Raw genomic sequence first — 13,644 nt, 5'->3', positions numbered from 1 at the left:
CGTCCCGCTCGGGTGCCCCGCGCCCTCTGTGCAGATCGGAGAACCATGAGGATCTTGAGGGTCTTCAACAACAACTCGGTGGCGGCCGTCTTGCCCGACGGTCGCGAGGCGGTGCTCGTCGGGCCTGGTCTCGGCTTCAACACCCGTCGGGGCGACGAGGTGGACCCCGCCCAGGTGGAGAAACGCTTTGTCCTCGACCATTCCGACGCAGGCGAAGGCATGCGGGCCATCCTGGTGTCGCTGCCGTATCCGGTGGTCGAGTTGACCGCGAAGGTCGCCGAGAGACTGGCCGAGCGCCACGATCTCCAGTTGACGCCCGCCGTCGAGATCGGCTTGGCCGACCACCTAGCCGCCGCGCTCGACCGGCTGTACCGCAATGCCCCCTTGTTCAACAACCTGCTGTTCGAGACCAAGGCCACCTATCGCCAAGAGTTCGAGATCGCGCTCCAGGTGCTCGACTGGGTGGAGGAACTCTCGGGGGATCGGCTCCCGCTCGAAGAGGCCGGGTTCATCACGATGCACCTGGTCAACGCCGGTTTGACCGGAAACATGGTCGAGACGCAGCGCACGGCCTCCGCCGTGAACGGAGTGATGAAGATCGTCCGCGATTGGATGCCCACCGCGGCGCTCGACCCGAGCCACGTCGAGCGCTTCCTCACCCACCTGAAGTTCGTGGTGCGGCGGCTCTCCGAAGGCGCTCAACTCTCCGGCGGACACGATCAACTCTTCGAGATGCTCAGCCGCAGCGAGCCGGAGTCGCATCAGTGCGCCGTCACCATCGCCACTTTCCTGCACGAGACCTACGGAACAGAGCTCTCCCGCGAGGAGATCCTCTACCTGATGATCCACCTCGCCCGCCTCCGCCAAGGCGGGCCGACGCTAAAACCGAGAACCCCATGACCATGGTGGCAGGTTCCGTGCTGGTCAGTCTGCTCAGCCAGTTGAGTCGCGGATCGCAACAGCCCAGGAGAGGGTCCGGCGTTGGACGAGAGCGAACGCAGCTTGGTCGACCCCATACTCATCTGCTTCCTCGGCCTCAAAATGAGCGACGCGGGCCAACTGTGCGGCGAACATCAAGACATCGAATCCGTCGTCGTGCTCGCGACCGAGCGTCAAGAGATCCGCATCCGAATAGCGCCCTGATTCCCGAATGGCATCAAGGTCCAGGAAGTCTCGCACCCACCTGAAATCCCTAGTGAAAGACTGGCTTCAGCTCCGGGAACGCAGATTCCCAGAGCTCCCGACAACGATCGGGAAGCACCAGCTCCGGCCACACCCGTCGCAACAGCTCCGCGTTGAGCAATGCCTCTTGATCAGCGACAGTCCCCTCGCGTACGACGGCGCGATACGCCGCTCGCAAGAGGCCTGGACGCTCAAGATCAAAGCTCTTCCTTGGACCCCAATGGACCGTGATCGGCAGCTCCAGGACGCCCGCAGACGGTCCGCGCAGCGTGTCAAGCGAGGACGGCACGGAATACGGCACCACGTCGCGATAAAGAACCTTGCTCGTCACCGTCAGCACCTCCACTCCGTAGCCGGGCTCTCGTTCAGTGTACGCGGCGTGACCGCTTCCTATCCGAGGAGCGGCAGTCCGTGGAGTAGCTGCTGGAGGTGGATCACCTGGCGTGGGGTGTACTCGGCGATGGTGAAACCGACTACGTCTGCGGCACCGTCGAGGTCGGCGATCACTCGCCGCGCCTGTGTGATGGTGAGTCCTCCGAAGTCTGCGCCGAGACCGAGCTGAACCTCGGCAGCGTCGATGGTGTCGACGTCGAAGTGGATGGCGACCTTTGATGCTCCGGTCTCCTGCAGCCAGGCCAGCAGGCTGTCCGAGTTCTCGCGGAGGGCATCGGGAGCGAACGTGTGCAAGCCCCAGTCGACGACGTTGGTAAAGGCGTCTTCCTGCCAGGAATGCAGCCCGACGAGGGCGACCTTCGACGCGGGCAGGGTTGCCGGCAGCGCGTCGAGGATGTCTTGGTCGCCCTCTCCGATCAGAGCGGAGACGGCCATGGCGTGGTATCCCTCGTAGGCGGTGTCTCCTGTGTCCACGTCTGGGTGCGAGTCGATCCAGATCATCGCCAAGTCGTCGCCGTAGGTGGCCGCGAGCGCGGCGAAGGGCGCGACGCTGACGGCGCAGTCCCCGCCCAGTGTCGTGATCCTATCTGGCTCGTGTTCCTGGATGACGGCCAAGGCCGAACGCAGTTGCTCGACCACGATCTCCTTGGCCTCGATCCCGTCGTGTTCTTCGAGGCCACGGTCGCCCATCTCGGTGGGCACGACGGCGGTGGGGCCGTCGTGCGGAGGCAAGATCGCCTGGAGCACGGTCGTTCCCACGGTGTAGCCGCGGCGGGCGATGTCGAAGGGGAACTCGGTGGCGAGGCTGCGCACGCTGCTGCTGCCTGCGCCCTGCCACTGCGGCCACACCAGCCGGAGATGGGTTCCCGGCCGGGCGTCTGGGGAAGGATGAGTCATGGAATGTGCCTTTCTCGTCGAGGTACTACACACGTCGAAGGGCCTTGCCCACCATGCCGTAGCGGCGGCGGTCACAATCCTGGGGTTCTCCATCAGTGGATTCCCACTGTCCACTCTATAGGCCCAGACCCCCGGTGGCAGGAAGCGCGCTCCGACGTGCCCCAGCCGGTGGGGCGCGTCACCACCGTGCCGTGCGGGGTGCTCGAACGAAGGCTCAGGCGTGCTGAGTGGCGTCGTCGGCGGTCTTCACCCAGAACAGGGCGGCGATCGCGATGCCCAGCACGAGCAGACCGGCGGTGAGCAGGAACGGCCACGTGCGGTCCATGCTTGACAGCCAGCCGGCGAGCCAACCGAAGGGTGCTGTGACCAGCATCACGCAGGTGCGCTGGATCGCCATCACGCGCGAGCGCTCCTGCCGGTCGACGTGCAGGGCGACCAGCGATTCCCCGAGCACGAAGAGGATCCCGGAGCCGAACGCGTCGAGCAGCAGGCAGCCGCCGAGCAGCGCGTAGGTGGTGAGGTCGGCGGCGCCTCCCGACGGGATGGCGACCAGCAACACCTGCGCCCCCAAGTAGACGGAGAAGCCGATCAAGGTGGGCAACTTCAGCGAGCGTCCGTGGGTGAGATACGGAATCAGAGTGAAGAAGAAGGCCACCGATAGCAGCGAACGAACCATCGGGAAGAAGGGCAGCAGCGCGTCCGGCACACCCAGGTGCTGGTTGATCACCACCTGCCAGAAGGTGCCGTTCACCAAGGCGACGGCGCCGATGATCACCGCGACGGCCAGCGAGAAAACGGTGCCCTTGGAGCGGACGATGATCCCGAGCACGCCGCGATACTCGGACAGCGACCTCCAGATGCTGACCCCCTTGGTCTGCTGCATGCGGACCTTGCCCGTCGCGGTCTCCGTCGAGTAGCGATACAACAGCCAGATCTTGAGGCTCATGATCACGGCGGCGTTGACGTAGAGGATCCGAACGGCGGGTTCGAGGCCCAGCTGCGAGACGAGCAGCGCGGCGATGGGGGCGAAGAGGGCGGAGAAGTCGCCGGCCATCTTCATCAGCGAGTACATCTTCGGGATCTCCGAGCGATCCACGTCCTCGACCAGCAGGCAGTCCCACGAGTTCTGGGTGACCTGCCAGGTGCCGTTGATCACCGCCGCCACCAGGAACCACCAGAAGTTCTGTGAAGCGGCCCAGATCAAGCACGGGATCGTCCACGCGATGATGTCGAAGACGGCGGTGGTCATGCGTCGGCCCAGTTTGTCGGTGATCACGCCGCTGAGCAGGCCGAAGATCACCTGGGAGAGCATCGAGATGGTGGCCAGCAGACCGATCTGGGTGTCGTGCACGCCCAGGGCCAGCATGAACACCGACGCATAGGGCAGCACCAGCTGCATCGACATTCCCCACAGGGGTTCGGTGTAGACGCAGGCACGGCCGTTGCCGCGAAGGTTGGCCAAGGTCACCAGCGTGGGGTTGCGGAGGCGAAGCACCGCCCTAGTCAACTCTTGTGATCGAGCAATGTCCATCCGGGGGCAGTCGCGTCGTCCGCATGGAGGGCTTGTGTTGGTGCGGCGGCATAGGCTTCCCTCATGGCCAAGACTCATCCGCACATCGACACTCCGACCGCGAAGCAGCTGGCGACGCTGGTCGAAGGCAGGCCCGAGCCGCTCGTCGAGGTGTATCTCGCGCTGCACGAACTGGTGGTTTCGACGCTGCCAGACGTGAGGTACTCCGTCGATGAGGTGGATGCCAGCGTCGGCTACGCCGCTCATCAGTTTGGCTACAACGGTTGGGGGATGGCGGCGCTGACCCCGTTCGGCAAGTGGGTCTCGTTCACGCTACTGCAGGGCTCGCGACTGGCGGATCCGTCCGGGTTGCTGGTGGGCACGGCGGCGATGCGTCACGTGAAGTTGAAGAAGCCCGAGGAAGTTCGCGAGAACGAGGCGGCGATCCGGGCGCTGATCCGCGCGGCGGCCGAGTTGTATTCCGGCAACCCTGGCTGACCGAGCCACGCGCTGGACCAAGAAAGTCTTTCCTTCTTGGAAACTCTCATGTAGAGTTTCCAACATGGAAAATAACTTTGGTTCAGAAGAGCGCCGAGAGCAGGTGCTGCCGCCTACCGCAGAGGAAGCCCGCGCAGCGCTGGATCAGCTGGGGGTCGATGGGGCCAGCCTCGCCCAGCGGATTGTGACGCCGTGGTGGTATCACGTCGCCCTCGGCCTGATCGCCGCAGTGATGGTGGCCGCGCAGATGATGCCCGGTTCTGGTGCGGTGATCGTCATCGCGCTGGGGGTCGTTGCGCTTCCGCTGCTCATGTTCATCTATGCGCGCATCTATGGGATCTCGTCCACCGATCCGGCCGGCCCGCGTAGCAGGCGGATACTCATCGGCTGCATCGTCGTCCTCGTCGGCTCCATGCTGGCGGCGCTGGTCCTGAAGTTCTCCGGCGTGCCGACCTGGTGGGGGTGGCTGCCTGCGGCCTTCGCCTTCGTCGGCACGATCGTGATGGGCCGTCTCTACGACGATGTGTTGCGGGCGGAGCTCGCGGCGGGCGATCGCCGATGAGCGCGACGCCCGCGCCGGCGTTCAACGAAGTGATCCATTCTCCGGTGCGGCTGCGGATCTGTGGCCTGCTGCGCCATGTTGCCGAACTGGAGTTCGCGGTGATCCGCGACACCTTGGGGATCAGCGACGTGAACCTCTCGAAGAACGTGAAGGTGCTCGGTGAAGCTGACCTCGTGACGATGCGAAAGGAAAGCTCCCCCTCTCGGGCGGACTCCCGGCGGCTGACTTGGGTGGGGCTGACGCCGGAGGGGAGAAAGGCCCTGGAGGGACACCTGCTGGCGCTCGCTCAGATCGCCCAGGGGGTGGCCGTCGACGGGTGAGGTCGGGGTGATGAAGAAGGGGTGCGGTGTCGGTGGTTCACCGGTACCGCACCCCTCTCAGGAGCTATCGAAGGATCATTCGTAGGCCCATCCCCATGGCTCACTACCCTTGCGACGCACAGCCCCATCGCTGTTGGCGCCACCGGTGAGGACTCCATCACGATCACCATCCGCGACACGCGATCTCGTCTTCCCTTTTGCATCCTCCACTCCAACACGCAGCAACCCCATCCTCTGGTGGTCCGGGACCCTGCCCCCAAGAAAAGCAGGGCCCCGAAACCGACCAAACGCCTAACCGGACCAACCCGGTCAGCGGGTGCCTCCCGGAACAGAGACCAGCTACCAAGACACCGATATGTGTGGGATCCCCCGATCCGACACCGCCAGTGCTCTGTCCGGTTAGCCCGCCGGTCATCCCCATGCCCGACGTCGCTACACATAAAGACCGGATCCCGACGCAGCTATGACGCGAAACCAGAAAAAACATCAAAACTTTTTTCAACGGCCTGTTTTGGGCGCACGTCGACCCCTCGGGGCCTGCTTGTCGGACGGTGTCGGCGTCCAAGGAAACCTAGAGGTACTCGCGGGCGATCCGGTCGATGCGGGCTTGGATGAAGGGTGCCACCGTGCGCACCACGCGTTCGCGGGGCATGGATGCGAGCGGCTCGAGCTGCACGACGTAGCGCAGCACCGCCACGCCGTACATCTGTGCGATCGCGAGTTCGATCTCCTCCGCTACCTCGCGTCCGGCGCCAAGGTAGGCGGTCACCTTGTCCAGCACGTCGGTGCGAATGTAGGTGCGGAATCTCTGCGACGTGCTGGCATCGGTGATGAGCGCGCGCATGAGCGCCAGCATGGCGTCAGACGTGACGCGCTCCTCGTACATCACCAGGGCATGCCGGACGAGCCGTTCGCCGGCGGTGGAGAGGTCCGGAAGGAAGAGCTGCAAGATCTCGCTCGCCGGGTCTGACGGCAGATTGAAGCACTCGCGGAAGAGTCGCTGCTTGGAGCCGAAATAGTAGGTGACCATGGCGGCGTCGCACCCGGCGAGCCGTGCGATGTGGCGAATGGTGGCGTCGTCGTAGCCGAGCTCTATGAACGCGCTGCGGGCGGCCTTCGCTATTCGCTCGCGCACTTCGCCGCGCTGTCCTTGCGGTCCTCTCGTCGGTGCGTCGCGTTCGTCGGCGGCGTCGGCTTCGATGTCCGGCTGCCCACCGTGCCCGCATGTCTCGCTCTGCGAAGTCATGCGCCCAGTCTAATTTCTACGTCGTAGAAATTGGAAGGCTGGGACTGGACCGAGGCCTTCGGGCCACGGGGTTTCGACGGTCCGGTCGGCGCAGAGCGACGCAGAACGGGTGTGTCGCGCGTGGCCGGATGTCGGGCGTCGTTCGAGACGTGAGGCGAGTGGTGGGTGACTTGAAGCAAGTCATCAGTGATGACATCATTGGTGACATGGCTCGGAAGACACTTACCCCTTCGGCGATCGTCGACGCGGCGATCGCCATTGCGGCCCGCTCGGAACCGGGCGGCCTGACCGGTCGTGTGCTGGGCGACGAACTCGGCGTCGACCGCTCGGCGGTCTGGCGGCACTTCAAGGACCAGGACGCGTTGCTGCGCGCTGTGGGGGATCGGCTGCTGACGATGGCGCTGGAAGCGGTGCCCGCAGGCCTGGCCCCGCAAGACCGGATGATGGCGCTCGCCCGGGCGCTCGTCGGTGCGTTCGTCGCGCATCCCCACATCGGTGCGGTTCTTGGGGGTCGCACCACACAGGGGCCGGGCGAGTTCGCCGTCGTCGAGTTCAGTCTGCAGGCGCTGCGCGAGGCCGGCGTCCCCGCAGACCAGATAGCGCGCCAGCAGCGCATGATCGCCGACACCATTCTCGGCTATGCCAGCCTGCGGGCGGGACAGGAGCTGCTTCCGCCGGAGGTGCGCCGCAGCGACCGTCAGGCGTGGGCGGGGGCCTACGCCGTCGCGTCGCCCGAGACCTATCCGGCCATCGCCGAGCACCTCATGGACCTGGCCGCCGTCTCCGACGACGACGTGCTGGAGGCTCTGCTCGACGCGCTCTGGGCCGCCGTCCGCGCCGTCATCGACCTGCATGCACCAAAGGACTGATCACATCATGGCTTCTTCTTTGCGCTGGCGGCGCGTGCTTGTCGCGGTCCTCGTGAGCCTCGCGGCCGTCGGCGGACTCGCCTACGGCGCGACCGCCCTGCTGGAGGTGCCGCCTCCGCATCGGTTGGTGCAGTTCGTGGCCAGCGAGCCCTCGGAGCAGGGAAACGTCTTCCCGTCGCGTCCCATTACGTCATCCGCCCCCGCGCGTGAACTGCCGGGCGCGCAGGGCGTGGAGCTGCCCAACACGGTGCCCTGGAAGGGCGCTGAGATTCCGCTGCAGGAGATGCTGGAGGTGACCAACAGCCGGGCCTTCGTCGTGCTGCACGACGGCGAGCTGGTGCACGAATGGTACGACGAAGGCGTCGACGCTGAGACCCGGTTGTCGTCGTGGTCGGTGGCGAAGTCGGTGGTCTCGCTGCTCGTCGGACAGGCGATCGAGCGCGGTCAGCTGTCCGAGGACGATCGCCTGGTGGACCTGATCCCGGAGCTGCGCACGAGCGAGGGATACGACGAGATCACGGTGCGCGACCTGCTCGACATGGCCTCCGGCATCGACGTCTCCGAGAACTACAACCCTTGGTGGCCGATGACGGGAACGGCGCGCTTGCTGCTGAGCATCGACCTGCCCGAGTACCTGCAGGAACATCGCGAGCTGCGCTTCGAGCCGGGTACCCAGGGCGACTATCGCAGCGTCGACACCCAGATGCTGGGCATGATCTTGGCCAGGGTCGACGGGCGTCCGCTGGCGCAGATCGCCTCCGAGGAACTCTGGGCACCGATGGGGGCCGAGGCCGACGCGACCTGGAACCTCGACCGTGCGGGCGGCACCGAGAAGAGCTTCTGCTGCATCAACGCGACGGCGCGCGACTTCGCCCGGATCGGCCAGATGGTGCTGGACGACGGCCGCGTGGGCGACATACAGGTTGTCCCTGAGGCATGGATCGAGAGGATCTCCAGCCCGAGCGATCTCCCGATCGGAAAGTGGGGGTACTCAGCGCAGTGGTGGCATGCGCCCAGCAGTGACGGGGACTTCACCGCCTTGGGCGTGTTCGGGCAGTACATCTATGTCGACCCCGATGCGCGGACGGTCATCGTCAAGCTCAGCGACCACGGCACCGAGCAGGACGAGATCGACACCGTCGACGCGATGCGCGTGATCGCAGAGCACCTACAGGCCGACTCAGCAGAATAAAGATGGCTGAGCGGGGTGGATCTGTGCAATACGTACAGATCCACCCCGCTCAGCCATCTTTATGCACGTGCCACCCGAGAATCGCCCTGGATGGCGTGCTGCACGAGGGCCCAGCGCACGTCGCGTTCGCTGGTCAGGGAGCGGATCTCGGCGAGCGTGCCGTCGGGGGCCAGAAGGTCCACCTCGGCGGCGGTCTCGGTCGCCAGGCGTACTCGCCAGGAGCCGCCACCCTGCTCCCATGCTGCTACCGGCGCAGGCGGCGTCGCCAGCGGGCTCTTCCGCGTCCAGCCCACCTCCGGTCCGCGGTCGTAGAAGTGGCGGTAGGCATAGAGCAACGGGTGCCACGCCTCGGGATCGAGGTGCTCGGTGCCCTCCACGGTGATCGCGGACGCCGCGTGCACCCTCACCACCTCGGCCTCCACCATGGCGTAGATGCCGGCGACACCCGGTGTGATCCGGCGCACCTGCGCCTCCAACTGGAGCGGCGCTTCCGCGACGCGGGGCACGTCGACGAGCTGGGAAGGGATGGAGGTGAGGCCGGCGCGCTCGAACTTGTGCGGCTCGAACTCGTACTGCGCGGCCTTGTCCTCGGGCACCGGGTTCTTGCCCGTGACCCCGGCCAGTCGCTCCACGTGGGTCCACTGATGAGAAGCGGGGAAGTTGACCGTGAGCTCGGGGTGGGCGCGGACATTGTCGAGCGACTGCCCGCCCTCCTCGAGGCCCAGCACGATCATCCGGCCAAGGGCGAAGTGACTGGAGGCCGGGGCGAGATTGGGACTCCCGTCGGGATTGCGCGTGGCCACGAGGTAGACGGGTGTTCCGACGTACAGCACGCTGGGTTCGATGACGCGGTGTCCTTGGTTCTCCGACATGGCGCCACGTTAGTCAGACGCTGGGGCGCGCCGGGCCTGTCCGCGCCGCGTTCGCTCACCGATGAAGCAGGTGACCGGTCGTCGGCTCTGTTGCGCGGCACCGTGGTGGGGTCGTCGAAGGCGCTGTTCGGGTGGTGGTGCAAGAGTAAAATCGGGTTATGAAGGCCAACGCTGCTCTGCAGATCATTTTCGCGTTCTTCCTCGGCCTCGTCGTGGTCGCTTTCGTCGGTATCGGCGTCAACACGTTCTATCCCAGCCCCGACGGGAGCTACGGCGCGGTCTATGAGCGCTGGGCTCTCGTGACAGGACTCATCTTGCTGCTGTGTGCCACGGCGGTGCTCGTGGTGTCGCTGCTACTGCCGGCTGCGCAGGCGGTGCTGTCCAATGGCATCCTGCTAGGCGGGGTATTCACCATGATCTACGCCGTCGGCATGGCTTTCACGTCGGACACAGGCCTGCTTCGGTTCGGCGTGGTCGCCGTGGCGTTGGCTGTCACGATCGTCGTCGGCTACCTTCGGTTCGTTCGGGGCTCCCGGGGCGGTGCCCAGGTTGTCCCTCCGGTGGGCGGCGGTACGACGGGAGAAATCGAGGCACGCCTTTCGGAGGTGGAACGCAAGCTCGACGCGCTCGGTAAGGCCTTGCGCGACTGATTGCTGGTAAGGGGCTCGCGGGCAGATGGCCCCGCCGCAGCGCACGCAAGGGTGAGCTGGCGTCGTTGTTGAACTCGCTGGCTTGACAGCGGTTAGCCCCGAAGGCGATGTACGGCGAAGGTGATGGCTCGCTCGACGCCGGCGAGTTCGCCGTTGCCCTTCAGGATGTCGGGGATCATGTCGTCGGGCTTGGGATGCCAGGGGAGGTCCGCGAGGTAGGCCTCGTGCGCGTTCAGTGACGCGACCGCTCGTCGCTCCGCCTCCTCGTCGACCTCGACGTAGTGCGTCGGCTGGGTGCCGGTGAGGAGCAGCCAGGTGGTTCCCCAGGGCTCCAGGCCCTCCTCGATGAGATGGCGGAAGACCCAGCGGTTGTCGGCGTCGCGCACGGCGTCGATGGTGGCGAGCCCCGCAGCGCGGTGATAGGCGTGGTCGATGCCCCAGGGAACGTGGAGTTCGCCGGAGCCGCTCACCACCGCGTCGGGGCGGAAGCGGCGGATCTGCTCGGCGATGGCTCGGCGCAGGCCGAGGTCGTATTCCAGCATGCCGTCGGGGAAGTCGAGGATGGTGAGTACGCCGACCCCGACGATGTCGCAGGCGTTGCGCTGTTCCTTCGCTCGCAGCGGGCCGGCTTCTGCGGGGTCGCGCTGCATGCCAGCCTCGCCGGCGGTCAGCAGGAGGTAGCCCACCTCGATCCCTTTGGCCGTCCAGTGGGCGACGGCAGCTGAGGTGCCGTACTCGGCGTCGTCGGGGTGAGCAACCACCACCAGCACACGCCGGATCTCGCTCTCATCGAGTCGTTCGAGCGCTGTCATTGCGTGCGGGCTGTCCATGACGTCAGCTTATTGGCCGGCCTCGGCCAGGAACTGCAGAACGGGAAGCGGGGTCAGGATGTCGCGGGTCTAGATCCCGTTACTCGACCTCGCTCGCCGTGGGGCTGGCCAGGAGCTGGGGAAGGGCAGCGGGGTCAGGATGTCGCGGGTTCAGATCCCGTTACTCGAACCTCGGTCGTCGTGGTTCCAGTCAGGGGCTGGGGAAAGGACAGCGGGGGCAGAGTGTTGCGGTTTCGGGTTCCGCTACTCGACCTCGGTCGTCGTGGTTCCGGCCAGGAACTCGGGAACGGCGGTCTTGGGGCGTCCGATGATGGCTCGGTCGCCGTCGGCGTCGTGCCGGATGACGATGGGTCGCTGCAGCAGTTCGGGATGGGCGACGAGCGTCGCCACCACCTGATCGGCGGTGGTCACGTCCTCATCGAAGAGCCCCAGCTTGACGAAGGTAGCGTCGCGGCGGACGAGTTCGGTGGGATCGGTGTCGAGGATCCCGATCAGCTCCCGCAGCTGCTCGTCGGTGCGCGGCTCCTTCAGGTAGGGGATCACCTCGAACGACCTGCCCGACTCCTCGACGGCCTGCAGCGCCGCGCGGGAGGTGGAACAGCGGGGATTGTGCAGGATGGTGATGTCGGTGCTCATGCCGCCAGTCTGTCAGACCTTCGCCGGACGCTCCTTCGACGCTCTTTGAGGTGCGAAGGCTCAGGGCGAGGTACGAGCCCCGAAGCCGTAGCCTCGACAATCCGGACGAGCGCGGAGCACTGATGACGCTCTTTGAGGTGCGAAGGCTCAGGGCGAGGGACGAGTCCCGAAGCCGTAGCCTCGACAATCAGGACGAGCGCGGAGCACTGATGACGCTCTTTGAGGTGCGAAGGCTCAGGGCGAGGGACGAGCCCCAAAGCCGTAGCCTCGAAAAGAGCGACCGGCGGCCGAACGATTACGTCAACTACCGTGGCCAACTTCCTGCGGACTCTCGCGCTGGCTCTCCTCGAGGCTCGGCCGCGGGCGGCCTCGCGCCTCGAAGAGCGTGGGGTGCGGAGTGCTGATGGCGCTCTTTGGGGAACGAGGAACGAGCGTCTCGACGGTTGGCAGGGGCGCGGAGTGCTGATGACGCTCTTTGAGGAGCGAGGAACGAGCGTCTCGAAAAGAGCCCCCGTAAGAATCCGCAGAAACCCCATCGCGACCAGACACGGCAACCTCCGACATGGGTGGATGATGGGCGGGGAGAAAAGAGGACTGATGTCGACGTATACCCATGGCCATCACGAGTCGGTGCTGCGATCGCACCGCTGGCGGACCGCTACGAACTCGGCGGGGTACCTGTTACCGCACCTGAAGCCGGAGATGACGCTTCTCGACGTCGGGGCTGGACCGGGCACCATAACCGCAGACCTCGCGGAGCTGACCGCCCACGTCACCGTCGCGGAGATCAACGACGAGGTGCTTTCGCTATCACGCAAGCACCTCGCCTCGCGGGGCGTCGACAACGTGAGCTTTGACGTCGAGGACGTGCACGCGCTCAGCTACCAGGACGCCACCTTCGACGTGGTGCACGCGCACCAGGTGCTGCAGCACGTCGCCGATCCGGTGCAGGCGCTGAGGGAGATGCGACGGGTGACCAAGCCGGGCGGCATCGTCGCGGTGAGGGACAGCGACTACGCCGCCTTCACCTGGTATCCGGCCTCGCCAGGCCTGGACCGCTGGCTCGATCTGTATCGGCATGCCGCGACGGCGAACGGTGGCGAGCCCGACGCTGGTCGACGCCTGCTCGCCTGGGCGCACGCGGCGGGTTTCGAGGAGGTAGAGGCCACGTCCAGCACGTGGTGCTATGCGAACCCCGAAGAGCGCGCATGGTGGGGCGGCCTCTGGGCGGATCGGATCGTCGATTCCGCGATCGCGAAGCAACTCGTCGAGAGCGGTCGCGCCACGCAGGACGAACTGGCCGAGCTTTCCGACGCATGGCGCGCCTGGGCTGCCGAGCCCGACGGCTGGTTCTCGGTCCTGCACGGCGAGATCCTCTGCCGCAGGTAACGGGAATGCAGCTTAGCTGCTCGCTGTTCCACCAAAGTCGGTGGAACAGCGAGCGGTTAAGAGCCCAGGACAGTGCTGCCTGGTCGAGGATCGTCCAGATGAACTCGTGAGGTTCTCTGTAGACCTCGGAAGGCAAACCCTTGACCAACTTGCCCTCTGGTTGGTAAGCAGCAGGATGGGTTCTCAGCAGAGGTACGCCACTTCGCGGCGGAGGCTTGTCCTCATCGTCGCGGCATTGGTGGCCCTCTCGGGCGCTGCTGTGGCCGTGTGGGCTTCGACGTGGGGACCGCAGTGGTACGCCGTGGTGCCAGACAGCTACCATGTTGGCCCAGATGAGTCTGAGTTGGTGCTATTCCTGAGCGCAGACAAGGAGCCCGCCCCGGTTGAGGCGACCGTTGTCTCTCAGGAGCCCGACTCCGTCGTGGTGGAGGTTCATACCCGTGACAATCCAGAGTTTGGCACCGCTCTCGGCTATGAACGGACCGTCGCGATCGAGCTTGCTGCACCCCTCGAAGGCCGACGGGTATTCGACGTCTCGGGTCGGGAAGTGCCGAAGAAGTAGGAGGGTGCCTGCCGGTTGCAGGACGACGATCGTGAC

Annotated in this window: 17 protein-coding genes; 9 read left to right on the top strand and 8 right to left on the bottom strand. The window is 65.7% G+C overall.

What is annotated here, in order from left to right:
* Nucleotides 1–45: 45 nt before the first annotated feature.
* Nucleotides 46–900 carry a PRD domain-containing protein gene (locus tag P0D62_RS15120; RefSeq protein WP_275703388.1) on the top strand — a complete coding sequence of 285 codons (855 nt, stop codon included), beginning with the start codon at nt 46–48 and terminating at the stop codon, nt 898–900.
* Nucleotides 901–933: 33 nt separating this feature from the next.
* Here P0D62_RS15120 and P0D62_RS15115 read toward each other — a convergent pair whose 3' ends face one another.
* From P0D62_RS15115 to P0D62_RS15100, 4 genes are all read right to left on the bottom strand, one after another.
* On the bottom strand, nt 934–1,179 hold the full coding sequence (locus P0D62_RS15115; protein WP_275703387.1) for a hypothetical protein: 246 nt from the start codon (nt 1,177–1,179) through the stop codon (nt 934–936).
* A 13-nt stretch (nt 1,180–1,192) separates the two neighbouring features.
* Nucleotides 1,193–1,513 (bottom strand): transcriptional regulator, encoded by a 321-nt coding sequence (locus P0D62_RS15110; protein WP_275703386.1) that lies wholly within the window; start codon nt 1,511–1,513, stop codon nt 1,193–1,195.
* A 59-nt stretch (nt 1,514–1,572) separates the two neighbouring features.
* Nucleotides 1,573–2,472, bottom strand: coding sequence for an arginase family protein (locus P0D62_RS15105; RefSeq protein ID WP_275703385.1), 900 nt, complete (start codon nt 2,470–2,472; stop codon nt 1,573–1,575).
* A 214-nt stretch (nt 2,473–2,686) separates the two neighbouring features.
* Nucleotides 2,687–3,967: an MFS transporter gene (locus P0D62_RS15100; protein ID WP_275703384.1), complete on the bottom strand. Its 1,281-nt coding sequence runs from the start codon at nt 3,965–3,967 to the stop codon at nt 2,687–2,689.
* 99 nt (nt 3,968–4,066) lie between these two features.
* Between P0D62_RS15100 and P0D62_RS15095 the strand changes: the two genes are divergently transcribed.
* The 3 genes from P0D62_RS15095 (at nt 4,067) to P0D62_RS15085 (ending at nt 5,362) form a co-directional block, all read left to right on the top strand.
* On the top strand, nt 4,067–4,480 hold the full coding sequence (locus P0D62_RS15095) for a DUF1801 domain-containing protein (RefSeq protein ID WP_275703383.1): 414 nt from the start codon (nt 4,067–4,069) through the stop codon (nt 4,478–4,480).
* A gap of 64 nt (nt 4,481–4,544) precedes the next feature.
* Complete coding sequence (locus P0D62_RS15090; RefSeq protein WP_275703382.1) at nt 4,545–5,042, top strand: hypothetical protein; 498 nt, start codon at nt 4,545–4,547, stop codon at nt 5,040–5,042.
* Nucleotides 5,039–5,362, top strand: coding sequence for a transcriptional regulator (locus tag P0D62_RS15085; protein WP_275703381.1), 324 nt, complete (start codon nt 5,039–5,041; stop codon nt 5,360–5,362). Before P0D62_RS15090 ends, P0D62_RS15085 begins: the two co-directional genes overlap by 4 nt.
* A 571-nt stretch (nt 5,363–5,933) precedes the next feature.
* On the opposite strand, the gene P0D62_RS15080 is transcribed toward P0D62_RS15085, so the two are convergent.
* Nucleotides 5,934–6,608, bottom strand: coding sequence for a TetR/AcrR family transcriptional regulator (locus tag P0D62_RS15080; protein ID WP_275703380.1), 675 nt, complete (start codon nt 6,606–6,608; stop codon nt 5,934–5,936).
* Nucleotides 6,609–6,814: 206 nt separating this feature from the next.
* Between P0D62_RS15080 and P0D62_RS15075 the strand changes: the two genes are divergently transcribed.
* Nucleotides 6,815–7,477: a TetR/AcrR family transcriptional regulator gene (locus tag P0D62_RS15075; RefSeq protein WP_275703379.1), complete on the top strand. Its 663-nt coding sequence runs from the start codon at nt 6,815–6,817 to the stop codon at nt 7,475–7,477.
* Between the two features lie 7 nt (nt 7,478–7,484).
* Nucleotides 7,485–8,669 carry a serine hydrolase domain-containing protein gene (locus tag P0D62_RS15070; RefSeq protein ID WP_275703378.1) on the top strand — a complete coding sequence of 395 codons (1,185 nt, stop codon included), beginning with the start codon at nt 7,485–7,487 and terminating at the stop codon, nt 8,667–8,669.
* A gap of 59 nt (nt 8,670–8,728) precedes the next feature.
* Here the strand turns inward: P0D62_RS15070 and P0D62_RS15065 are convergent, their stop codons facing one another.
* Nucleotides 8,729–9,541, bottom strand: a complete 813-nt coding sequence (locus P0D62_RS15065; RefSeq protein WP_275703377.1) for a flavin reductase family protein — start codon at nt 9,539–9,541, stop codon at nt 8,729–8,731.
* 158 nt (nt 9,542–9,699) lie between these two features.
* Between P0D62_RS15065 and P0D62_RS15060 the strand changes: the two genes are divergently transcribed.
* Complete coding sequence (locus P0D62_RS15060) at nt 9,700–10,191, top strand: hypothetical protein (RefSeq protein ID WP_275703376.1); 492 nt, start codon at nt 9,700–9,702, stop codon at nt 10,189–10,191.
* Between the two features lie 92 nt (nt 10,192–10,283).
* Here P0D62_RS15060 and P0D62_RS15055 read toward each other — a convergent pair whose 3' ends face one another.
* Together P0D62_RS15055 and P0D62_RS15050 are read right to left on the bottom strand one after the other, a co-directional pair.
* On the bottom strand, nt 10,284–11,021 hold the full coding sequence (locus tag P0D62_RS15055; protein ID WP_275703375.1) for a PIG-L deacetylase family protein: 738 nt from the start codon (nt 11,019–11,021) through the stop codon (nt 10,284–10,286).
* 243 nt (nt 11,022–11,264) lie between these two features.
* The gene (locus P0D62_RS15050) at nt 11,265–11,657 is read right to left on the bottom strand and encodes an ArsC/Spx/MgsR family protein (RefSeq protein ID WP_275703374.1); all 393 of its coding nucleotides are present in this window, start codon (nt 11,655–11,657) and stop codon (nt 11,265–11,267) included.
* A 597-nt stretch (nt 11,658–12,254) separates the two neighbouring features.
* Between P0D62_RS15050 and P0D62_RS15045 the strand changes: the two genes are divergently transcribed.
* Entirely contained in the window at nt 12,255–13,046 is a 792-nt protein-coding gene (locus tag P0D62_RS15045) for a class I SAM-dependent methyltransferase (protein ID WP_275703373.1), read from the top strand.
* Nucleotides 13,047–13,086: 40 nt separating this feature from the next.
* Nucleotides 13,087–13,608, top strand: a complete 522-nt coding sequence (locus tag P0D62_RS15040) for a hypothetical protein (protein WP_275703372.1) — start codon at nt 13,087–13,089, stop codon at nt 13,606–13,608.
* Nucleotides 13,609–13,644 lie beyond the last annotated feature (36 nt).

It is taken from the genome of Tessaracoccus caeni (assembly GCF_029211185.1).
Taxonomy (GTDB): domain Bacteria; phylum Actinomycetota; class Actinomycetes; order Propionibacteriales; family Propionibacteriaceae; genus Arachnia; species Arachnia caeni.
The sequence above is the reverse complement of the archived record's forward strand: the minus strand, read 5'-3'. Positions and strand labels throughout refer to the sequence as shown.

What these genes read in the sequence shown, in the direction of transcription:
- P0D62_RS15120 (WP_275703388.1), top strand. Translation starts at nt 46, where the DNA reads ATGAGGATCTTGAGGGTCTTCAACAACAACTCGGTGGCGGCCGTCTTG.
- P0D62_RS15105 (WP_275703385.1), bottom strand. Translation starts at nt 2,472, where the DNA reads ATGACTCATCCTTCCCCAGACGCCCGGCCGGGAACCCATCTCCGGCTG.
- P0D62_RS15095 (WP_275703383.1), top strand. Translation starts at nt 4,067, where the DNA reads ATGGCCAAGACTCATCCGCACATCGACACTCCGACCGCGAAGCAGCTG.
- P0D62_RS15090 (WP_275703382.1), top strand. Translation starts at nt 4,545, where the DNA reads ATGGAAAATAACTTTGGTTCAGAAGAGCGCCGAGAGCAGGTGCTGCCG.
- P0D62_RS15085 (WP_275703381.1), top strand. Translation starts at nt 5,039, where the DNA reads ATGAGCGCGACGCCCGCGCCGGCGTTCAACGAAGTGATCCATTCTCCG.
- P0D62_RS15080 (WP_275703380.1), bottom strand. Translation starts at nt 6,608, where the DNA reads ATGACTTCGCAGAGCGAGACATGCGGGCACGGTGGGCAGCCGGACATC.
- P0D62_RS15075 (WP_275703379.1), top strand. Translation starts at nt 6,815, where the DNA reads ATGGCTCGGAAGACACTTACCCCTTCGGCGATCGTCGACGCGGCGATC.
- P0D62_RS15070 (WP_275703378.1), top strand. Translation starts at nt 7,485, where the DNA reads ATGGCTTCTTCTTTGCGCTGGCGGCGCGTGCTTGTCGCGGTCCTCGTG.
- P0D62_RS15065 (WP_275703377.1), bottom strand. Translation starts at nt 9,541, where the DNA reads ATGTCGGAGAACCAAGGACACCGCGTCATCGAACCCAGCGTGCTGTAC.
- P0D62_RS15060 (WP_275703376.1), top strand. Translation starts at nt 9,700, where the DNA reads ATGAAGGCCAACGCTGCTCTGCAGATCATTTTCGCGTTCTTCCTCGGC.
- P0D62_RS15055 (WP_275703375.1), bottom strand. Translation starts at nt 11,021, where the DNA reads ATGGACAGCCCGCACGCAATGACAGCGCTCGAACGACTCGATGAGAGC.
- P0D62_RS15050 (WP_275703374.1), bottom strand. Translation starts at nt 11,657, where the DNA reads ATGAGCACCGACATCACCATCCTGCACAATCCCCGCTGTTCCACCTCC.
- P0D62_RS15045 (WP_275703373.1), top strand. Translation starts at nt 12,255, where the DNA reads ATGTCGACGTATACCCATGGCCATCACGAGTCGGTGCTGCGATCGCAC.